21 protein-coding genes are annotated in these 19,281 nt (G+C 68.9%); 20 read left to right on the top strand and 1 reads right to left on the bottom strand.

Annotated elements, in window-relative coordinates; genetic code table 11:
- The first annotated feature begins 27 nt into the window (after positions 1–27).
- From ruvA to ACESMO_RS00640, 16 genes are all read left to right on the top strand, one after another.
- Positions 28–645, top strand: a complete 618-nt coding sequence (gene ruvA / locus ACESMO_RS00715) for a Holliday junction branch migration protein RuvA (RefSeq protein ID WP_372706262.1) — start codon at positions 28–30, stop codon at positions 643–645.
- Between the two features lie 213 nt (positions 646–858).
- Positions 859–1,893 carry a Holliday junction branch migration DNA helicase RuvB gene (gene ruvB, locus ACESMO_RS00710; RefSeq protein WP_372706259.1) on the top strand — a complete coding sequence of 345 codons (1,035 nt, stop codon included), beginning with the start codon at positions 859–861 and terminating at the stop codon, positions 1,891–1,893.
- 70 nt (positions 1,894–1,963) lie between these two features.
- Positions 1,964–2,329, top strand: coding sequence for a hypothetical protein (locus tag ACESMO_RS00705; RefSeq protein WP_372706258.1), 366 nt, complete (start codon positions 1,964–1,966; stop codon positions 2,327–2,329).
- Positions 2,326–2,784, top strand: coding sequence for a tol-pal system-associated acyl-CoA thioesterase (gene ybgC / locus ACESMO_RS00700; protein ID WP_372706257.1), 459 nt, complete (start codon positions 2,326–2,328; stop codon positions 2,782–2,784). The genes ACESMO_RS00705 and ybgC overlap by 4 nt, the downstream gene beginning before the upstream one ends.
- Before the next feature lie 355 nt (positions 2,785–3,139).
- Positions 3,140–3,853: a protein TolQ gene (gene tolQ, locus ACESMO_RS00695; RefSeq protein ID WP_372706256.1), complete on the top strand. Its 714-nt coding sequence runs from the start codon at positions 3,140–3,142 to the stop codon at positions 3,851–3,853.
- Positions 3,854–3,856: 3 nt separating this feature from the next.
- Positions 3,857–4,312 (top strand): ExbD/TolR family protein, encoded by a 456-nt coding sequence (locus ACESMO_RS00690; RefSeq protein ID WP_372706255.1) that lies wholly within the window; start codon positions 3,857–3,859, stop codon positions 4,310–4,312.
- Between the two features lie 4 nt (positions 4,313–4,316).
- Positions 4,317–5,108: a hypothetical protein gene (locus ACESMO_RS00685; protein ID WP_372706254.1), complete on the top strand. Its 792-nt coding sequence runs from the start codon at positions 4,317–4,319 to the stop codon at positions 5,106–5,108.
- 126 nt (positions 5,109–5,234) lie between these two features.
- Positions 5,235–6,605, top strand: a complete 1,371-nt coding sequence (tolB, locus tag ACESMO_RS00680) for a Tol-Pal system beta propeller repeat protein TolB (RefSeq protein WP_372706253.1) — start codon at positions 5,235–5,237, stop codon at positions 6,603–6,605.
- A 121-nt stretch (positions 6,606–6,726) separates the two neighbouring features.
- Entirely contained in the window at positions 6,727–7,290 is a 564-nt protein-coding gene (pal, locus tag ACESMO_RS00675; RefSeq protein ID WP_372706252.1) for a peptidoglycan-associated lipoprotein Pal, read from the top strand.
- A gap of 77 nt (positions 7,291–7,367) precedes the next feature.
- Positions 7,368–8,243 carry a tol-pal system YbgF family protein gene (locus ACESMO_RS00670; protein ID WP_372706251.1) on the top strand — a complete coding sequence of 292 codons (876 nt, stop codon included), beginning with the start codon at positions 7,368–7,370 and terminating at the stop codon, positions 8,241–8,243.
- On the top strand, positions 8,243–9,565 hold the full coding sequence (gene tilS / locus ACESMO_RS00665) for a tRNA lysidine(34) synthetase TilS (protein WP_372706261.1): 1,323 nt from the start codon (positions 8,243–8,245) through the stop codon (positions 9,563–9,565). Before ACESMO_RS00670 ends, tilS begins: the two co-directional genes overlap by 1 nt.
- Before the next feature lie 56 nt (positions 9,566–9,621).
- On the top strand, positions 9,622–11,550 hold the full coding sequence (gene ftsH, locus ACESMO_RS00660; protein ID WP_372706250.1) for an ATP-dependent zinc metalloprotease FtsH: 1,929 nt from the start codon (positions 9,622–9,624) through the stop codon (positions 11,548–11,550).
- 64 nt (positions 11,551–11,614) lie between these two features.
- Positions 11,615–12,484: a dihydropteroate synthase gene (folP, locus tag ACESMO_RS00655; RefSeq protein ID WP_372706249.1), complete on the top strand. Its 870-nt coding sequence runs from the start codon at positions 11,615–11,617 to the stop codon at positions 12,482–12,484.
- On the top strand, positions 12,481–13,284 hold the full coding sequence (thiD, locus tag ACESMO_RS00650) for a bifunctional hydroxymethylpyrimidine kinase/phosphomethylpyrimidine kinase (RefSeq protein WP_372706248.1): 804 nt from the start codon (positions 12,481–12,483) through the stop codon (positions 13,282–13,284). Before folP ends, thiD begins: the two co-directional genes overlap by 4 nt.
- Positions 13,281–13,862 carry a nucleotidyltransferase family protein gene (locus ACESMO_RS00645; protein ID WP_372706247.1) on the top strand — a complete coding sequence of 194 codons (582 nt, stop codon included), beginning with the start codon at positions 13,281–13,283 and terminating at the stop codon, positions 13,860–13,862. The genes thiD and ACESMO_RS00645 overlap by 4 nt, the downstream gene beginning before the upstream one ends.
- Entirely contained in the window at positions 13,862–14,677 is an 816-nt protein-coding gene (locus ACESMO_RS00640) for a PhzF family phenazine biosynthesis protein (RefSeq protein WP_372706246.1), read from the top strand. Before ACESMO_RS00645 ends, ACESMO_RS00640 begins: the two co-directional genes overlap by 1 nt.
- A 61-nt stretch (positions 14,678–14,738) precedes the next feature.
- On the opposite strand, the gene ACESMO_RS00635 is transcribed toward ACESMO_RS00640, so the two are convergent.
- Entirely contained in the window at positions 14,739–15,158 is a 420-nt protein-coding gene (locus ACESMO_RS00635) for a hypothetical protein (protein ID WP_372706245.1), read from the bottom strand.
- Positions 15,159–15,404: 246 nt separating this feature from the next.
- Here ACESMO_RS00635 and ACESMO_RS00630 point away from each other — a divergent pair, with 246 nt between their 5' ends.
- The 4 genes from ACESMO_RS00630 to ACESMO_RS00615 all read left to right on the top strand — a co-directional run bounded on the left by ACESMO_RS00630 (position 15,405) and on the right by ACESMO_RS00615 (position 19,268).
- Complete coding sequence (locus ACESMO_RS00630) at positions 15,405–15,701, top strand: PepSY domain-containing protein (RefSeq protein WP_372706244.1); 297 nt, start codon at positions 15,405–15,407, stop codon at positions 15,699–15,701.
- Positions 15,702–16,382 carry a response regulator transcription factor gene (locus ACESMO_RS00625; protein ID WP_372706243.1) on the top strand — a complete coding sequence of 227 codons (681 nt, stop codon included), beginning with the start codon at positions 15,702–15,704 and terminating at the stop codon, positions 16,380–16,382. It abuts the gene before it with no gap.
- Positions 16,379–17,827: a sensor histidine kinase gene (locus tag ACESMO_RS00620; RefSeq protein WP_372706242.1), complete on the top strand. Its 1,449-nt coding sequence runs from the start codon at positions 16,379–16,381 to the stop codon at positions 17,825–17,827. The genes ACESMO_RS00625 and ACESMO_RS00620 overlap by 4 nt, the downstream gene beginning before the upstream one ends.
- A gap of 82 nt (positions 17,828–17,909) precedes the next feature.
- Positions 17,910–19,268: a hypothetical protein gene (locus ACESMO_RS00615; protein ID WP_372706241.1), complete on the top strand. Its 1,359-nt coding sequence runs from the start codon at positions 17,910–17,912 to the stop codon at positions 19,266–19,268.
- Positions 19,269–19,281 lie beyond the last annotated feature (13 nt).

Here is a 19,281-nt window from a genome sequence, read left to right as displayed (position 1 = left end):
CCTCCCCCGATGGGGCAGGGTTGCGTCATGATCGGCCGGCTCAGAGGCGTGCTGGCCGAGGTCGAGGCGGACCACTGTCTGATCGATTGTGCGGGCGCGGGCTATGTCGTGGTGTGCGGATCGCGGACCCTGCAACGGCTGCCGGCCCCCGGTGACGAGGCGACCCTGCATATCGAGAGCAACTGGAACGCCGAGAGCGGGCCGCGCTTGTACGGCTTCCTCAGCCGGGACGAGCGGCGGGCCTTCACCACCCTGACCGGCATCCAGGGCGTGGGCCCCAAGGCGGCGCTGTCGGTGCTGGACGTCCTGCCGCCGGGCGAACTGGCGGCGGCCGTGGCGCGCGACGACAAGGCGGCGGTGGCGCGGGCCAATGGCGTGGGCCCCAAACTGGCGCTGCGCATCGTCACCGAGCTGAAGGGCAAGCCGTTGGGCGACGTGTCGCTCACGCCCAACGCGCAGGGCACGCACGTCGGGACCTCGCTCCCGGTCCCCAGCGTCACCGGCGAGGCCGTGTCGGCTCTGCTGGGTCTGGGCGTGGCCGAGGTCAACGCGCGTCGCGCCGTGGATCAGGCGCTGATCCGGCTGGGCGATGGGGCGGACCTGTCGGCGGTGATCCGCGCGGCTCTGCAGGAGCTGGGGCGATGATATGCGAGTGGCGAGTGGCGAGTAGCGAGTGGCGAGTTAATCCGCCTCGTCACAATGGCGGGACACTCGACCGCTCATCGACGTTTGATCCCGGGTCATGCTGGAGCCTGATTTACGGCATCCGCGGAATCGCGAAGCGATTCCTCCTCAACCGATCAGGCTCTGGAGGCGCCACTCGCCACACGCCATTCGCCACTCGCCACTGGAGTCGGCATGGCTGAAGACCGCATCATCTCGCCCGAGCCCGCCCCCGGCGAGGCCCATGACCGCGCCATGCGGCCCCAGACCCTGTCGGAGTTCGTCGGGCAGGAGCAGGCCAAGGGCAATCTCAAGGTCTTCATCGACGCCGCGCGTGGCCGGGGCGAATCGCTGGATCACGTTTTGCTGTTCGGCCCGCCGGGACTGGGCAAGACGACGCTGGCCCAGATCGTGGCGCGCGAGCTCGGCGTCGGGTTTCGGGCCACCAGCGGCCCCATCCTTGCCAAGGCCGGCGACCTCGCCGCCATCCTGACCAATCTCGAACCCCGCGACGTGCTGTTCATCGACGAAATCCACCGGCTGGCCCCGACGGTGGAGGAGATTCTCTATCCGGCCATGGAAGACCATGTGCTGGACCTGATCATCGGCGAAGGGCCGTCGGCGCGGTCGGTGCGGATCGATCTGGCGCCCTTCACCCTGGTCGGGGCGACGACCCGCGCTGGCCTGCTGGCCACGCCGTTGCGCGATCGTTTCGGCATCCCATTGCGGCTGGAGTTCTACACGCCGGAGGAACTGGTCCGGGTCATCACCGGGGCGGCCCGCAAGATGGGCGTGGCGGTCGATGAGGAGGGCGCGCGCGAGATCGCCAGCCGGTCGCGGGGCACGCCGCGCGTGGCCGGGCGGCTGCTGCGCCGGGTGCGCGACTTCGCGGAGGCCGAGGGCTCGCCGGTCATCGACCGGCTGGCGGCGGCGCGGGCGCTGGCCCGGCTGGAGGTCGATGAGGCCGGGCTGGACAGCCTCGACCGCCGCTTCCTCAGGGCCCTGATCGAGAACTACGGCGGCGGGCCGGTCGGCATGGATACGCTCGCGGCCGCCATCGCCGAGGCCCGCGACGCGGTCGAGGACGTGATCGAGCCCTATCTGCTGCAACAGGGCTTCATCCAGCGCACGCCGCGCGGGCGGATGGCCTGCGCCCGGGCCTATGCCCACCTCGGCCTGGCCGAACCGCCCAAGGCGCCTGAGCAGGGCGGGCTGTTCGGCGGCAAGTGACGACGGCGCGTGTTCTCCACCCTTCACCTTCGCCGCGAACCCCGGCATGGTCGACGCGAACGGAGACGGAATGGCGCGACGGACGATCAAGGTCGAGCGGTTGATCGCGGCGATGGGCGTCGCCGTGCTGGCGCTGGGCGCCGTGATCCTTTGGCTGGCCACCACGCGCGGCCTGGGTCCCGCCGAGCCCACGCCGGTCGAGCGGGCACAGGCGCAACTGCGCCAACACGTCGGGCCGGACGCCCGCATCAGCTATACCGAGACCGGCGGCCGCCGGGCAGTGTGCGGTTACGTCTCGCATGGGGGGCGGGTGACGGCCTTCATCTCGCGGCCCAACCGGGTGCTGCTGGCCACCGATCCGTTGAGGGCCGAATTCGAGGGCATGCTGGCGGACCTTTGTCCCGGCTTCCTGCGCGCGCCGCCGAGGGCCTCATGACCGACAGTCCTACCGCCGGCCGGTTCGAAGGCCGCGAGCATCGCCTGCCGGTCCGCGTGTATTACGAGGACACGGACTTCACCGGCCTGGTCTATCACGCCAACTATGTGCGCTATTTCGAGCGCGGGCGGTCCGACGCGCTGAGGCTGATGGGGCTGGGGCACACCGATCTGCTGGACGGCGACGCGCCGATGGCCTTTGTCGTGTCGAAGATGGACCTGGACTTCCTCAAGCCCGCCCGCATCGACGACGCCCTGATCGTCCGCACCCATTACGACGCGATCAGGGGTCCCCGCATGGTTATCAGCCAGACCGTCACGCGCGGCGACGACGTGCTCTGCCGGGCCAGTGTCGAGGTGGTCTGCATCCACATGGACGGCCGGCCGCGACGGCCGACGCCCGCATTGATCGAAAAGGTCGGCCCCTGGCTGGCCAGAGAGAGAGCGGGAGCCTGAGAGTTTTCAACCCACCATCAGCGAAGGCAGGGCTGGAGCCTGTTGATCGGCACCTTTGCTTTTGGCGGTCCAGCCGAACACCGGTCGGTCGTCGGAACAGGCTTCAAGCTTGACCGCAGGCGAAAGTCGTCAGAATTCGACGGGTGACCCGCGCGCCACACCCGGCTAGAGCGAAATCGGTCTTGATGGACGCAGTCCATCAAGGCTCACATTTCGCTCCAGCATGATTCTGGACCATTTTCTGGATTCAGGTCGATTCGACCTGAAGCGAAAATGGTCTAGACCCCGCATCCACCGCCCTGAAAACGCCACGGCCGTCCGGCGCTGATCATCGGGACGCCGCAAGGATTCGCAAATGACCGCCCACGTTTCGACCATGATGGACCCCGTCGCCCTTTTCCTGGCGGCCGATCTTGTCGTGAAGACGGTCATGATCGGCCTGACCGTGGCCTCGCTGTGGTCCTGGGCCGTGATCATCGACAAGGCGTTCAAGTTCACCAACCTGAACAGCCAGGCCACCGCCTTCGAACGGGCAGTCGGGTCGGGTCGCTCGCTGGAGGACGTGGCCGCCCAGGCGGGACCGGAGCCGACCCATCCCCTGCCGCGCATGCTGGTCATCGCCCTGTCCGACTGGCGCGAGGCGCGGACGCGCGGGCCGCTGACCGAGGCGCAGGGCAATATGCTGATCTCGCGCATCGACCGCGCGCTGGACAGCCTGATCGCGCGCGAGGGGCAGAGGGTCGAGGCCGGCCTTGGCGTGTTGTCGGTGGTGGCCACTGCCTCGCCCTTCATCGGCCTGTTCGGCACGGTCTGGGGCATCATGAACGCCTTCGGGGCCATCGCCTCGGCGGGGAACACCAATCTGACCACCGTGGCCCCGGCCATCGCTGAGGCCCTGTTCGCGACGGCCATCGGCCTGGCGGCGGCCATTCCGGCCTATATCGCCTATAATAAATTCTCGATCGACGCGGGCAAGTTCACGGGCCGTCTGGAGAGCTTCGCCGACGATCTACAGGCCGCCGTGGCGCGTCGCCTGGGCGCGTCGCCCACCAGCCAGCGCGAGGTCTGAGCCATGGCTTTGGCGGGCGGCGGCGGAGGCGGACACGTCCGCGGACGCAGGCGGGAGCGCAAGCGTCCGCTGAGCGAGATCAACGTCACGCCGCTGGTCGACGTTATGCTGGTGCTGCTGATCATCTTCATGATCTCGGCGCCGCTGCTGACCACTGGCGTCGAGGTCGAACTGCCCAGGACCGAGGCCAGCGCGGTCGACGTTTCGCAAGAGCCGGTGACGGTCTCGATCGCCCGCGACGGTGCCATCTTCGTCGGCGAGGGCGAAGTGGCCTGGGAGCGGCTGGTGCTGCGCGTCGCCGAAGAGGGCGGGGCCGAGGCGCGCGACAAGGCGGTCTTCATCCGCGCCGACGGCCGCGCGCCGTATCAGGCGGTGGCGCGGGTCATGGCGCGGCTGTCCTCGGCCGGCTTCACCAAGCTGAACCTGATCACCGAAACCTCGGCCGGCGAGGAGGGCTGACGCCGTGGAACGGCCCGGCGCCTCGCTGATCGGATCCGTCGTCGTCCACGCCGCCGTCGTGGGCGTGGCCCTGCTCGGCCTGATGTCGTGGGGCGACCGCGAGATCGTGCCGGTGGTCAACGCCGTGCCGGTCTCGATCGTCTCCGAAGCGGTCATAGAGGCCGCCGCCGCCGACAATCCGTCCGAGGAACTGATCACCGAGGACGCGTCCACCGCGCCGGTCGCGCCGTCCCCACCCGAACCGACGCCACCCGAGCCCGTGGCTGTGACGCCCCGCCCGGCCCCGGTCCCGGCCAAGGCCCCGACCCCGCGTCCCGTGCCCACGCCGCCCCCGCCCAAAGCGCGTCCAACCCCGACGCCGCCAAGCCCCAACCCCGCGCCGCCGCGTCGCGAGGCGACGCTTGATCTCGACGCGCTGGCGGGGCCGGCGCGTCCCACGACGCGCCCCGGCACGCGTCCGGCGACGGGCCAGCAGGGCAGGGGGACGGCCTCACAGGCGACGGGACCTCAGGTCACGGCCATCTTCAATCAGGTCTATCCGAACTGGACCCTTCCGTGTGACATTCCCGGAGCGCGGGACCTGCGCATCCAGATGGACGTGACCTTGGCCAGCGACGGACGGATAACGGCCGGACCGACCCTGCTGGCGCCGCGCCCGGACCCCATCTGGAGGGCCGCCGCCGACGCTGCCGTCCGCGCCATTCGCCAGACCGCGCCGTTCGAAGTGCCCGAGGGATTCAACGGTGGGCCGTTCCGACCCACCTTCGTCACAGAACGCGCGTGCAGAAACCGGTGAGGATGGCTTTTAAAGCTGACGAAGCCTGACAGGGCCTGAAAGTCGCCCCAATCACGGTCATGCTGGCCTTATTTGTTCGGTCTGGCGATAAGGATCGCCGGACGTCTGGATTGAGTGGGAGCCCACATGCGATGGAACCGACTTCTGGCGAGCATCGCCATCGTGGCGGTCACGACGGCGACCGCCACGGCCCAGACGCCCCAGACCCCGCCGCGCGCCGGTGATCCGGTCGAAGTCGAAATTGATCAGGGCGTCATCCGCCCATTGCAGATCGCCGTGGCCAATTTCGACGGACAGAACGGAGCTGATCTGGGTGGGGTGATCCGCGCCGACCTGCGCCGTTCGGGCTATTTCGAGCCGATGGACCCGGCCAGTTTCGTCGAGACGGGGCTGACGCTCGCCAACGCCCCCAACTTTCCGCAGTGGACCTCGATCGGCGCTCAGGCGGTGCTTTACGGCTCGGTCACGCGCCGGCCGGATGACCGCAACGACTACGGCTTCCGCCTGTACGACCCCTACCGGCAATGCCAGCTGATCGCCTACCAGTTCACCGCCACGCCCGAGCAGTGGCGCCGTATCGGGCACAAGATCGCGGATCTGATCTATCAGCGGATGACCGGCGAGACGGGCCTGTTCGACACCCGCGTCATCTTCGTCGCCGAAAGCGGCACCCAGCTGAACCGCCTGTCGCGTCTGGCCATCTCGGATCAGGACGGGTTCAACCCCGTCTATCTGACTCAAGGCGACGAGATCATCATGTCGCCGCGCTTCTCGCTGAGCGATCCCAACGAGATCACCTATGTCGCGCTCGGCAAGGACTACAGCCGCATCTATCTGTTCAACCTGGCGACCCAGAGGCGCGAGTCCCTGGGCGAGTTCGACGGTCAGGTGCTGGCCCCGCGGTTCTCGAATGACGGGACCCAGATGGCCTTCTCGATCATCCGGGGCGGCAACACCGATGTCTATGTCATGGACCTGTCCAGCCGTCAGGTGCGACGCCTGACGTCCGATCCGGGAATCGACACCTCGCCCTCGTTCAATGCCGACGGCCGCCAGATCGTCTTCACCTCGGACCGCTCGGGCTCGGCCAAGCTGTACGTCATGCGCGCCGACGGCAGCGGCCAGCGGCCCATCGCGCGCGGCAGCGGCCTCTACACCGCCCCGAACTGGAGCCCGCGCGGCGATCTGATCGCCTTCACCAAACAGTCCGGCGGACGCTTCTCGACCGGGGTGATGAATCCCGACGGCTCGGGCGAGCGCATCCTGTCGTCCAGCTATTTCGAGGAAGGCCCGTCCTGGGCCCCCAACGGCCGCTACATCATGTTCGCGCGCCAGTCGCCCGGCGGCGACACCCGGCTGTGGACCGTGGATCTGTCGGGGCGCGTGATCAGCCAGTCCGGCTACACCGGGCGGGGCTCCGATCCCGCCTGGTCGCCCCTGCTTGACGAACAGCCCACTAACCTGGGCGGGGGCGGGCCCAACGCCTGCCCCGGCTGATCACAAGCTGAGCCTCATGGCTCAAACCCGCGTTACCAAGACTTGTGAAACCGGTGGCTCATCAGTAGCAACCCTTTAAAGCCAAGCTCGAGGCCCCGACTTACCTGAAGGAGACGATACGATGATGAAAAAGCCCTCCACCCTGATCCGTCTGGCCGCCGTCGGCCTGGCCATGACCGCCATCGCCGCCTGCACCCCGCGTCGCCCCGTCGACAGCGGCGCCGGCAACGCGACGCCGCCCGCCGGAACCAACGACCAGTTTCGGGCCCCCGGTTCCGGTAATGTCGACGGCGGCGCCCTCGGCGCGGCCGCGCCGGGGTCCGAACAGGACTTCGTCGTCAACGTCGGCGACCGCGTCTATTTCGACCTGGATAGCTATCGGCTGCGTTCGGAAGTCTATCCCCGCCTCGACGCACAGGTCGCCTGGCTGCAGCGCTATCCGGGCGTGACCGTCCGCATCGAGGGCAACGCCGATGAACGCGGCACCCGCGAGTACAATCTGGCCCTCGGTGCCCGCCGGGCCGAATCTATCCGCACCTATCTGGTCGAGCGCGGCATCAACGCCGGCCGCATCGACACCATCAGCTACGGCAAGGAACGCCCGATCGCCGCCGGTTCGACCGAGGACGCCTTCGCCCGCAACCGCAACGCCCACACCGCCATCGTCTCGGGCGCGACGCGCTAGGACCATTCCGCCCCGTCGCGGTCCGCGACGGGGCGGATACCTTGAACCGGCCTCAAATCGGTGGGACGAAACCAACCATGTTCAAGCTGCCCACCGCCCTGAGTTCGCGCAACGCCCTGATCACCGCGCTCGGCGTCGTGCTGATCGCCGGCACGACCACGGTCGTGGCCCAGACCGCGCCGATGGAACCCATCCAGTGGGACAAGCGACGACTGGAGCAGCTGGATCGCAACGTGCGCCGCATCGAACGCGCCCTGACCCAGCGCAACGCGGCAGGGCAGCCGGTCATCGTCGAGACCGATCCCGAAACCGTCGCCCTGCAAGGCCGCGTCGGTATCATGGATCGCCGTCTTCAGGACATGGAGGCGACCGTACAGCGCGTGAACGGCGATCTGGAGCGACTGACCTTCCAGCTGGACGAGGCCGCGCGCGACAACGCGGCCATGGGCACGCGCCTGCGCGACGCCGAGACCCGCATGCGGACCATGGAGGAAGCGGCCCGGCGCGAGGCTGAGCTGAACGCGCCGGTCAGTTCCGAGTCCCCGACGGGCGACGTCCAGCGCGATCTCCTGGCCGCGGCGCGCCTGGCGGCGTCGGACCCCGCGATGGGCGAGCGCGCCCTGCAGACCGTGACCCTGGCCTGGCCCGGCACGCCCCAGGCGTTGGAAGCCAGCTCGCGGATCGGCGATCTGCGCGTCTCCCAAGGCGACACCCAGGGGGCCATGGCGGCCTATGCCGGCGCCCTGCGCGGCTGGCCGCAGACGCCGTGGGCGGCGGCGACGACGCTGGAGCTGGCGGCTGTCCTGCACGCCAACGACCGCAAGACCGACGCGTGCACGGCCCTGACCGACTTCACGCGTCGCTACGCCGAGGGGGCCGGCGCGCCCGTGCGCGCTCGCGCCGCCCAGATGCGGACCAGCTTCGCCTGTCCCACGCCGAGGCCGGCGCGCTGATCCAGGCCGACCCGGCATGGGTCGGGCGGGTCCGGTCCCGCCTGTCCGAACGTCTGGAAAGCGGCGTCGATCGGCCCATCGCCCTGGCCCTGTCCGGCGGCGGCGACTCCATGGCCCTGCTGCGTGTCGCCGCCGACTGGGCGCGCGACAACGGGCGCGGGCTGCTGGCCTTGACCGTCGATCATGGGCTGAATCCCGAGAGCGTGGGTTGGACCGCCTTCGCCCGAGAAGCCGCCCATGCCGTCGGCGCCGAATGGCGGGGTCTGACGTGGTCGGGCGGAAAGCCGGCGAACGGCCTGCCGGCCGCCGCCCGTCGGGCCCGTCATGCGCTGATCGCCGATGCGGCGCGCGATGCGGGGGCGCGGGTTATCCTGTTCGGCCATACGGGAGACGACGTCGCCGAGGCCGATCTGATGCGGGATCAGGGCTCGACCCTGGGTCGCGTTCGGGACTGGTCGCCGTCGCCGGTCTGGCCGGAAGGGCGCGAGCTGATGGTGTCGCGGCCGATGCTGGACGTGGGACGCGCCGACCTGCGGGACGGGTTGCGGGCGCGCCGCGTCCCATGGCTCGATGACCCCGCGAACGAAGACCGGCGCTTCGCGCGCAGCCGGGCGCGGATTTCCCTTCTCCCGGCGGGAGACGGTGGCCGGGATGAGCCCGGTCGGATGAGGGGCGATCGGAGACGAACGGACGCGGCGCTCCCTCACCCGCCCGGACGCCTTATGGGCGTCCCCCTCCCTCGCCATCTGGGAGAGGGGGCCATCGCGCTCGATCGCTCGATCCCGGCGACGGCGCTCGCCGTCGCGCTGGTCTGCGTGGGCGGCGGCGAGCGGCTGCCGCGAGGCGATCGGCTGGAGGGGCTCGTGACGCGTCTGAGGTCGGGCGAGGCCTTCGCCGCGACCCTCTGCGGTGCCCGTCTCGAGGCGACGGCCGACGGGGTCTTCATCACGCGCGAAGCGGGGGAGTTCGCGCGGCGGCGCGTCACCCCCCTGCCACTTCAGCCCGGCGTCGACACCGCCTGGGACGGGCGCTATCTGCTGACCGTCGATGACCCCGGCTGGTCCGTGGCACCCGCCGCGAACCGGATGGCGACGCTGGGCAAGGCCGATCGCGCCTGGCTGAATGCCCTTCCTGCCGCCGCGCGCGGACCGCAACCCGTGCTGATCCGGGACGGTCCGGGTGGAGCGGTTCTTGCAGTTCCCGCCGGGAAGGCGCGTTCGCTGGTCGAGGAGAGACTGGCGCTCGCGCTGGACCGAATGTCGCACGAAAGGGAGGTTGGCGCGCACATCCATGGCGCAATGCCGCCAAACCCCCTATTTTGAGACGCAGATATCACAGGGCGACCGGCCGTAGCCGCGCCTCCTAGGACCGACCGAGCATGAATCTTCGCAATCTGGCCACCTGGGGCGTGATCATCCTGGGCATGCTCGCGGTCTATGTGGCCGTCGGCCGTGGCGGCTCGATCGCCGCGCCGGGCGAGAAGGCGGCCGCTGAGCGGCCTCAGCCGTGGACCTATTCCGAGCTGATCCAGGCGCGTGACGCCAAGACCATCGCCAGCGTCGAAGTCCGCAACGAGACGATGATCGTCCAGACCACGACCAATCAGGCCTTCACCGTCGTGACGCCCTTGCCGAACGGCGATCTGGTCCAGAGCATCCAGGCCTCGGGCGCCGCGGTCGAGGTCAAGAATACGCGCCAGCCGATCTGGATGAGCGTCCTTCTGGGCCTGCTGCCCTTCTTGCTTATTATTGGCCTGTGGATCCTGATCATGCGTCAGATGCAGGGCGGCGCGCGGGGGGCCATGGGCTTCGGCAAGTCCAAGGCCAAGCTGCTGACTGAACACAAGGGCCGCAAGAGCTTCGACGACGTGGCGGGTGTGGACGAGGCCAAGGAAGAGCTGGCCGAGGTGGTCGACTTCCTGAAGGATCCGGGCAAGTTCCAGCGCCTGGGCGGCAAGATCCCCAAGGGTGCCCTTCTGGTCGGCCCTCCCGGCACCGGCAAGACCCTGTTGGCCCGTGCCGTGGCGGGCGAGGCGGGCGTGCCCTTCTTCTCCATCTCGGGTTCTGACTTCGTCGAGATGTTCGTGGGCGTCGGCGCCAGCCGCGTGCGCGACATGTTCGAACAGGCCAAGAAGAACGCCCCCTGCATCATCTTCATCGACGAAATCGACGCCGTCGGTCGCCATCGCGGCGCCGGTCTCGGCGGCGGCAACGACGAGCGGGAGCAGACGCTGAACCAGCTGCTGGTCGAGATGGACGGGTTTGAGGCCAATGAGGGCATCATCCTGATCGCTGCCACCAACCGCCCCGACGTGCTGGACCCGGCCCTGCTGCGTCCGGGTCGTTTCGACCGTCAGGTCGTGGTGCCGAACCCCGACGTCAACGGCCGCGAGAAAATCCTGCGCGTCCACATGAAGGACGTGCCGCTGTCCAGTGACGTGATGGTCAAGACCATCGCGCGCGGCACGCCCGGCTTCTCGGGCGCCGACCTGGCCAATCTGGTCAATGAGGCGGCCCTGATGGCGGCCCGCAAGGACCGGCGCATGGTCACCCAGCGCGACTTCGAGGACGCCAAGGACAAGGTCATGATGGGTGCCGAGCGCAAATCCATGGCCATGAACGAGGAAGAGCGCCGCCTGACCGCCTATCACGAGGGCGGCCACGCCATCGTCGCCATGAACGTCAAGATGGCCGACCCGGTGCACAAGGCGACCATCGTCCCGCGCGGCCAGGCCTTGGGCATGGTGATGCAGTTGCCGGAAGGCGACCGCTACTCGATGAAATACCAGCAGATGGTCGACCGCATCGCCATCATGGCCGGCGGCCGCGTGGCCGAGGAGCTGATCTTCGGCAAGCTGAATATTACATCGGGGGCCAGCTCGGACATTCAGCAGGCCTCGAAATTGGCCCGCCGCATGGTCACTCAGTGGGGCTTCTCCGAGATTCTCGGCACCGTGGCCTATGGCGAGAATGAGCAGGAGGTTTTCCTCGGTCACTCCGTCGCCCGCAGCCAGAATGTCTCGGAAGAAACCTCCCGGATCATCGATTCCGAGGTCAAGCGCATCGTCAGCGCCGGCTGGGACGAGGCGCGCCAGATCCTGACTGACAAGGCCGCCGATCTGGAGACACTGGCCCAGGCCCTGCTGGAATACGAAACCCTGTCGGGCGAGGAGATCAAGGACCTGCTCTACAAGGGCATTCAGCCCAACCGCGACGAGAGCAACTTCCCCAACGCCGGCCCCTCGGTCTCCGTGCCGATCACCCCGGTGTCGGACGGTGTGACGGTCGAGGTGCAGACGGTGCATTGATCGGCCGTGCAGATTAAGACGGAAGGGCGCGCCGCCAGGCGCGCCTTTTTCTTTGGGAGACCGAATGAACCGCCCTCGCGTCATGGCCATCGTCAACGTTACCCCCGACAGCTTCTCGGACGGCGGGCGGCTGGCGTCGGTCGAGGCGGCCGTCGCCCACGGCCTGCGGCTAGTCGAACAGGGGGCGGACATCATCGACATCGGCGGCGAAAGCACCCGGCCCGGGGCTGAACCGGTCGATGCCGCCGAGGAGATCCGCCGCACCGCGCCCGTCATCACGGGCCTGCGCGCGGCCGGCTGGGCCGGACCGATCAGCATCGACACCATGAAGCCGGACGCGGCCCGCGCGGCCGTCGCGGCCGGGGCGACCATGTGGAACGACGTGACGGCCCTCGGCTTCGCGCCCGACAGCATGGCCGCCGCCGCCGAGCTCGGCTGCGACGTGGTGCTGATGCATATGCGTGGCGAGCCGCGCACCATGCAGGACGGCCCGCACTATGACGACGTGGTCGCCGAGGTCGCCGGCTGGCTGGCCGCGCGTGCGGCTGCTGCGATGGCGGCGGGTGTGGCGCCCGAGCGGATCTGGCTAGATCCAGGCATCGGCTTCGGCAAGACGGCGCCGCACAATCTGAGCCTGACCGCCCACCTCGACCGGCTGACGGCGACCGGATTTCCCGTCCTGTACGGAGCCAGCCGCAAGCGCACGATCCAGTCCGTCGACCCGTCCGCTACCGATGCCGGCGACCGGCTGGGGGGTTCGCTGGCGCTGGCTCTGGAGGCGGCGCGGCGCGGCGTGGCGATAATCCGCGTCCATGACGTGCGTGAGACGGTGCAGGCGCTGGCGGTTCAGGCGGCGATTGCGGCGTCCGGGCCGCCCTTGGCATCGGGCCGGGGCTTGCCGAGCGGCGAGGGATTGGCCATCCAGCCCTCATGACCTCACCCCTCGGACGCGTCCTGATCATCGCCGGCTCGGACTCGGGCGGCGGGGCGGGCATCCAGGCCGACATCAAGGCCGTGACCATGCTGGGCGGTTACGCCGCCACGGCGATCACGGCGATCACGGTCCAGAACACGCTCGGCGTCCACGGCGTCCATCCGTTGCCGCTGGACCTGATCGAGGCCCAGGCCCGGGCGGTGCTTGACGACATCGGCGCCGACGCGATCAAGACGGGCATGCTGGGCACGCGCGAGGTGGTCGAGCGGGTCGCGGCCATCCTCGACACGAGCGAGGCACCGATGGTGGTCGATCCGGTCATGGTCGCCAAGGGCGGACAGAGTCTGCTGGCGGACGACGCCGTCTCGGCTGTCAGGGCGCTGATGGTCCCCCGCGCGACCCTGCTGACCCCGAACGCGCCGGAGGCCGAGGCCCTGACCGGCCTCGACGTCGCCGATCTGGATGGACAGCGCCGGGCGGGTGAGGCCCTGCTGGTCATGGGCGCGCGGGCCGTGTTGATGAAGGGCGGGCATGTGCCCGGCGAGACGGTGATCGACCTGCTGCTGACCCCCAACGGCGAGACCCTGCTGGAGGGGCCGCGCATCGACACCCGCCACACCCACGGCACCGGCTGTACCCTGGCCAGCGCCTGCGCCGTCGGCCTCGCCAGGGGACTGCCGCTGGAGGCCGCCGTGGCCGAGGCCTGGGCCTATGTCGCCGAGGCCATCCGTCGCGCGCCGGGTCTGGGCGGCGGACGCGGACCGCTGGACCACGGCTGGCCGTTGAGGCGCGACCGATGAGCGATCTTGAAGCGCGCCTCGTCGAGATCGTCCGCGCCGACCCCGGCCTGATGCATGTGCTGAGGGGGGTGCGGGATCAGAACCTGCCGGACTGGCGGGTCTTCTCAGGTGCCGTTTATCAGAGCGTATGGAACGCCCTGACGGGGCGTTCGGCGGGCTATGGGGTCCGGGACTACGATGTCGGCTACTACGATCCGGACACGAGCTGGGACGCCGAGGACGTCGTCATCAAGCGTGTCGCGGCGGCCTTTGACGAGCCGTTCCGCAGCACGGTCGAGCTGCGAAACCAGGCCCGCGTGCCGCTGTGGTTTCCCGCCCGGTTCGGCGAGCCCTATGACCCGCTCTCGGGCACTGACGAGGCGCTGGCGCGGTTCGTGGCCCCGGCCTTCGCCATCGGGGTGCGGCTGGAGGCGGACGACGCCATCAGCGTGGCCGCGCCGTTCGGCCTGGACGACATGTTTGCCCTGATCCTGCGGCCCAACCCCAACCGCAGCGTGGCGAAGGACTGGCCGCGTGTGGTCGCCCGGGCCCGGGCGCGGTGGCCCGAGCTGACCATCATCGAACCTGAGGCCGCCTGATGCGCCAGTGGACCGTCGACGCCTTCGCCTCCGAACCCTTCAAGGGCAATCCCGCCTGCGTGGTCAAGCCGTTCGCGCGATGGCCCGACGCCGGCTGGATGCAGGCGCTGGCCAAGGAGAACAATCAGGCGGAGACGGCCTTTCTGCTCAAGACCGACGATCCGTCGCGCTTCGGTCTGCGCTGGTTCACGCCGGGGATGGAGGTCGATCTGTGCGGCCACGCCACGCTCGCCTCGGCCCATGTGTTGCTGGCCGAGCTGGGCCTGGAGGCGGCGGCCCTGACCTTCGACACCCACTCCGGTCCACTGATCGTCCGGCGGGAGGGCGAGGGCTATGAAATGGACTTTCCGGCCGACCCGCCGCGCCGGACGGAAAGCGTTCCGGGCCTGGCCGAGGCGCTGGGTGTCGAGCCGGTGGAGGTCTGGGCGGGGCGCTATCTGGTCGCGGTGCTGGCGGACGCTTCGGCGGTGCGGACCGTGGCTCCCGACATCCGGGCGCTGGGCCGTCTTCAAGGCGAGGCGGGCGAAATCGGCCAGGTCATCGTTTGCGCCGTCGCGGACGCGGGCGACGACGTCGACGTGGTGGACCGGTTCTTCGCGCCGGGTTGCGGCGTGGACGAAGATCCGGCCACCGGTTCGGCTCACTGCATCCTGGGTCCGCTCTATGCCGACAAGCTGGGCCGGCCCGACGTCCGCTTCCGGCAGGTGTTCCCGGGTCGAGGCGGCGACATCGCCACGGAGACGCGCGGCGACCGCGTCCTGCTGCGCGGCCGGGCGGTCACGGTGATGCAAAGCGTGCTGAGGGTTCGCCCATAAGCAAGGAGGTGCGACCCTTGCGGACCGCGCACCCTGGACCCTCGGCGAGGAAGGTCAGGCCTTAATAGCGACGGTTGTCGTTGTCGCGGCGTTCGTCGCGCACCTGTCGCGCCAGACCGTCATAGCGGCGGTCCAGATCGGTCCGCTCCCAGCGGGTCAGGCCGCCGCGTGCATAGCTGGCTTCCAAGCGGACGAGCACATTGAGTTCAGTCTTCAGACGCACGCCTTCGCGGCGGCTCAGCTGGCCGTTGCGCAGGCCGACGTCGATGCGGCGGTCGAGCTGATATTTACGCTGGCTGATCGACTGCCAGCCGCCCTGGTTGTGATGACGGTCGTCCCGCTCGTAGCGGTCGTCGCCGCCAGGACGGCGCTCGTAACGGTCGCCGCGGTCTTGGTCGCGACGGTGGTCCTGGGCCATGGCGGGGACCGCGACGGAGGCCGCGGCCAGAGCGATGGCTGGAACGATAAACGTCTTCATCATCGTGGTCACTCCTTGGGTCGTGACGCCATCGGGGTGCGGCGTTGGGGTGGAACAGACCATCCCTCGGCTGAGCGCGATCTGAACGGGCCGGGTCAGCTTGGGTTCATGTCGATCAATTCACATCCATGCCGGGTCTCTCTCGCGCCTTGATCCGGGTCCGGTTGAAAGGGCGAGACGGGGATGGTGAAATATGTCTACACGCGTCGTTCAGCCGCCGTTCAGAGCCCGGAGCCTAGATCGTCGTCCATGAACCGGATGCCCGCCTTCCTTCTGGCCGCCCTGATCGCCGTCGTGCCCTTCAACGCCGCGGCGCAGGACCGCCGTGATCGCGACCGCGAACGCCCCGCGCGCGAACAGATGGATGAGCGTCCCCGCATCAGCGTGGCAGAGGCCGTTGAGCGTGCCTCGTCCGGTCGCCCGGGCCGGTACCTCAGGGCCAGCGACCGTGGCGACACCATCGTGGTGCGCTGGCAATATCCCGGCGGCCGGGTCGCAGACATCATGATCGACGCCCGCACCGGCCGGGTCATGGGAGAACGCTGAATGCGAGTCTTGCTTGTTGAGGACGACGTCGATCTGTCGCGCCAACTGAAGATGGCGCTGGGCGACGCCGGCTATGCGGTCGATCACGCCGCCGATGGCGAAGAAGCCCACTTCCTCGGCGACACCGAGCCCTATGACGTGGTCGTGCTGGATCTCGGCCTGCCCAAGATCGACGGCGTATCGGTGCTCGAGCGCTGGCGGCGCGACGGCAAGACCACGCCGGTGCTGATCCTGACGGCGCGCGGCGCCTGGTCGGACAAGGTGTCGGGCTTCGACGCCGGGGCTGACGACTATCTCACCAAGCCCTTCCACACCGAAGAGCTCCTGGCCCGCCTGCGCGCCCTGCTGCGAAGGTCGGCGGGCATCGCCTCGGCGACCCTGTCGTGCGGCGGACTGCGGCTCGACCCCCGCGCCGCGCGCGCCACCGTCAATGGCGAGCCTCTGCGCCTGACCTCGCTGGAATACCGCCTGCTGCACTATCTGATAATGCATCAGGGCCGGGTGATCAGCCGCACCGAACTGGTCGAACACCTTTACGATCAGGATTTCGATCGCGATTCCAACACCGTCGAAGTCTTCGTCGGTCGTCTTCGCAAGAAGATCGGTTCCGACCGGATCGAGACCGTGAGGGGCCTCGGTTATCGCTTGACCCCGCTGGCCGGGGAGTCCGAAGCGACGTGACCGAAGCGTCGGGGGGCGGGCCGGTCGAGACGAACGGACGATCCTGGGGCCGCTGGTTCGGTCGTCCGGGCAAGAGCCTGACGCGCCGCCTGATCTGGTTGGCCTCGGCCTGGATCGTTCTGGCCCTGGTGCTGACGGGCTGGGCCCTGACCACCCAGTATCAGGAATCCGCGCTGCGCCGACTCGGCGACGTGCTGGCCGACACCATCGATGAGGTGGTCGTGGCCTCCGATGCGACGGCTGAAGGCGTGACCGTCAGTCCGATCATGGACGCCCTGACCCTGCGCGCCCTGTCCGGAAAATACTGGGCCGTGGCCGAGTTCGAACCGCGCGGCGGTTTGAGGGTTCTGGCCCGGTCCCCGTCGCTGGCGGGCGAAAGCCTTGTTGTGCCGGTAGACCTGCCCGCCCGTCTGCGTGCGGCCGACGGCGAGACGATCAGCTACAACGCCGCCGGACCGCTGCGTCGCCCCTTGCCCGAGCCTTTGCGGATCGCGGCCAGCATGAAGTCGTTGCCGGGGCGGGATGCGCCGGTGGTCTTCATGGCGGGGATCAACCGCTCCAACATCGACGACGACACGCGTGAGTTCGCCACCTTCACCTGGACGTCGCTGCTGATTCTGGGTCTGGGGCTGGTGATCGCCGTGTTCCTGCAGGTCCAGATCGGCCTGCGACCCCTCTATGCGCTGCGCAACGAGATCGCCGCCGTCCGCAAGGGCCGGGCCGCGCGCATCGCCAAGGTCTATCCCGTCGAAATCCAGCCGCTGGCCGAACAGGTCAACCGGCTGCTGGACCATAATCAGGAGACCGTCGAGCGCCAGCGCACCCACGTCGGCAACATGGCCCATGCGCTCAAGACGCCGCTGTCGGTGATGCTGGCCGAGGCGGGGAACCAGCCCGGCGTCCTGCCGGACATGGTCCGCAAACAGACCGAGGTGATGAAGGCCCAGGTCGATCACCACCTGCGCCGCGCGCGCGCCGCCGCTCGCGCCCAGTCGCTGGGCGAGCGCACGCCCATAGCCGAGGTGCTGGACGAGATGGCGGTCATGCTGGAACGGGTATTCGAGGAGAAGGGCGTCGAGATCGACTGGCGCGCCCCCGATGCACTGGGTTTCCGGGGCGAGCGTCAGGATCTGCAGGAAATCCTCGGCAATCTGATCGAAAACGCCTGCAAATGGTCCAGGCGGCGCGTGCGCGTCTCCGCCGGACCGACCGGCATGGGGCAGATGGTGGTGGTGGTCGAGGACGACGGCCCCGGCCTGCCCGCCGACCAGCGCGAAGCCGCCCTGCAACGGGGCGCCCGAATGGACGAGACCACGCCGGGATCCGGCCTGGGCCTGTCGATCGTGGTCGAGCTGACCCGCGCTTACGGCGGCCGTATCACCTTGGCCGATAGTGATCTGGGCGGGCTGAAAGTCCTTCTCGAACTGCCTGCGGCCGAGGCGTGAAACACGCTTCGTTCAGTCAGCGGATGTTAACCCTGTAGCTTCAACATGATCCGATCCGGCGCGTGGCCGGTCGAGGATTCGCATGGCCGGCCTGTCCGTCGCCCATAAAGTCGCCTTGGCGGCCATCGTGGAACGCGCGCCGGATCCCATGCTGGCGAAGCTGAGCCAGGTCGTCGGCTCGCTGCCCGGCGAGCGGGCGCGCGAACTCCAGACCATGCTGGCCGTCGAAGCGCTGGACCGCCGCCGCCGAGCCATCGTCCTGATGCCCCTGCTGCCGATGTTCCGCCAGCGGGCCGACGGAATCGAGTGCATGACCTTTCCCGTGGGCGTTCTGCCCCGCCTCTGGAAGGCCGCGTCCTCGCGCGAGCCCGAACTGCTGTGCCGACTGGACGACGACGGTCCGGACGTCATGCCCGTCGTCAACCGCATCTGCCTGGCGGCCGCGTCCGTCGTTCGGGACAAGCCGGACCTCATCTGGCCCGTCGACGCAAACCCGGCCGCCCGGGAGAAGGGTCTGGCCGACCTGGCCACCTGCCTCGACCTGGCCAGGCTCGCCCGAGACGCCCTGCCGTCCCTGGAGATATGGCTGAAACGGCCGGACGGCGATCAGATCGCCGAGCTGCGGCTGCTGCTCAAGGATTGCGCCGGCGTCCATCACGACGGGTCCCAGCGCGTCCTCGAAATCCTGTTCTCGCATCTGGAAGACGCCGTGCTGATTCTGCGCGTCATCACCCAGACGTCAGGCGTGGCCGAGCGCGAATCCTTCCTCAGTGCCTCTGAGCTGGCCGACTTCGTCCAGCGCCTGATCGTGGGCGTCGAGGTCCGCGCCGCGCGGATCGCCGCCTTCCAGTCGGGCGCGACCAAGGTGAGGGTCGAGGAGATCATCGCCGATTTCTCTTGGTGTGCCGCGGTGCTGAGCGAACTGGACATCACCCTGACGCTGAATCCCCAGAGCGCCTGGGGCAAGTCGGTGCGCGACGGTCGCGTCATGATTTCGGGTCAGTTGTCCTCGTTCCTGCGCGCCGCCGACAAGGCGGTCGACAAGGCCCTGCCGCTGGCCAAGGTCAAGATCGGCGGACGGATGAGCCGCAAATGCCCCTTGATGACCGCGCCGTTCGAGGGACCGGACGTGAATTCGGTCCGCAACCTGCTCAAACTGGTCGGGTCCGTGCGCGGTGCCGCCTCGGTGTTCGGCGCGGAGTCCAATCGCAAGCTTCTGGTGGAATCCCTGACCGCCCGCCTGTCCGATTATGCGGACGAGGCGCTGCACATGGTCAACGACGGCGAGGTCGCGGACGAGGCTCATGCCCTGAAGCTGATCGCCCTGGCCAGCCATTGCCTGGCGCTTATCAACGCCAAGGACGCCGCCCGGACGGTGCGTCGTCGCGCCGCGGTCGCTGGGGCCGACAAGGACGACAAGGCCTCGTCGCGGGCCGCCTGATCGGCTACATCGC

This window comes from Brevundimonas sp., assembly GCF_041688735.1.
Classification (GTDB): Bacteria; Pseudomonadota; Alphaproteobacteria; order Caulobacterales; family Caulobacteraceae; genus Brevundimonas.
This window is presented reverse-complemented; position numbering and strand designations above follow the sequence as displayed.

Bases quoted from the DNA above. Each gene is read 5' to 3' on its own strand.
- ACESMO_RS00645 (WP_372706247.1), top strand. From the start codon at position 13,281: ATGAGCGATCTTGAAGCGCGCCTCGTCGAGATCGTCCGCGCCGACCCC.
- ruvB (WP_372706259.1), top strand. From the start codon at position 859: ATGGCTGAAGACCGCATCATCTCGCCCGAGCCCGCCCCCGGCGAGGCC.
- ybgC (WP_372706257.1), top strand. From the start codon at position 2,326: ATGACCGACAGTCCTACCGCCGGCCGGTTCGAAGGCCGCGAGCATCGC.
- ACESMO_RS00635 (WP_372706245.1), bottom strand. From the start codon at position 15,158: ATGATGAAGACGTTTATCGTTCCAGCCATCGCTCTGGCCGCGGCCTCC.
- tolB (WP_372706253.1), top strand. From the start codon at position 5,235: ATGCGATGGAACCGACTTCTGGCGAGCATCGCCATCGTGGCGGTCACG.
- ACESMO_RS00705 (WP_372706258.1), top strand. From the start codon at position 1,964: ATGGCGCGACGGACGATCAAGGTCGAGCGGTTGATCGCGGCGATGGGC.
- ACESMO_RS00630 (WP_372706244.1), top strand. From the start codon at position 15,405: ATGAACCGGATGCCCGCCTTCCTTCTGGCCGCCCTGATCGCCGTCGTG.
- ruvA (WP_372706262.1), top strand. From the start codon at position 28: ATGATCGGCCGGCTCAGAGGCGTGCTGGCCGAGGTCGAGGCGGACCAC.
- ACESMO_RS00640 (WP_372706246.1), top strand. From the start codon at position 13,862: ATGCGCCAGTGGACCGTCGACGCCTTCGCCTCCGAACCCTTCAAGGGC.
- tolQ (WP_372706256.1), top strand. From the start codon at position 3,140: ATGACCGCCCACGTTTCGACCATGATGGACCCCGTCGCCCTTTTCCTG.
- ftsH (WP_372706250.1), top strand. From the start codon at position 9,622: ATGAATCTTCGCAATCTGGCCACCTGGGGCGTGATCATCCTGGGCATG.
- ACESMO_RS00615 (WP_372706241.1), top strand. From the start codon at position 17,910: ATGGCCGGCCTGTCCGTCGCCCATAAAGTCGCCTTGGCGGCCATCGTG.
- ACESMO_RS00625 (WP_372706243.1), top strand. From the start codon at position 15,702: ATGCGAGTCTTGCTTGTTGAGGACGACGTCGATCTGTCGCGCCAACTG.
- ACESMO_RS00670 (WP_372706251.1), top strand. From the start codon at position 7,368: ATGTTCAAGCTGCCCACCGCCCTGAGTTCGCGCAACGCCCTGATCACC.
- pal (WP_372706252.1), top strand. From the start codon at position 6,727: ATGATGAAAAAGCCCTCCACCCTGATCCGTCTGGCCGCCGTCGGCCTG.
- thiD (WP_372706248.1), top strand. From the start codon at position 12,481: ATGACCTCACCCCTCGGACGCGTCCTGATCATCGCCGGCTCGGACTCG.
- folP (WP_372706249.1), top strand. From the start codon at position 11,615: ATGAACCGCCCTCGCGTCATGGCCATCGTCAACGTTACCCCCGACAGC.
- ACESMO_RS00690 (WP_372706255.1), top strand. From the start codon at position 3,857: ATGGCTTTGGCGGGCGGCGGCGGAGGCGGACACGTCCGCGGACGCAGG.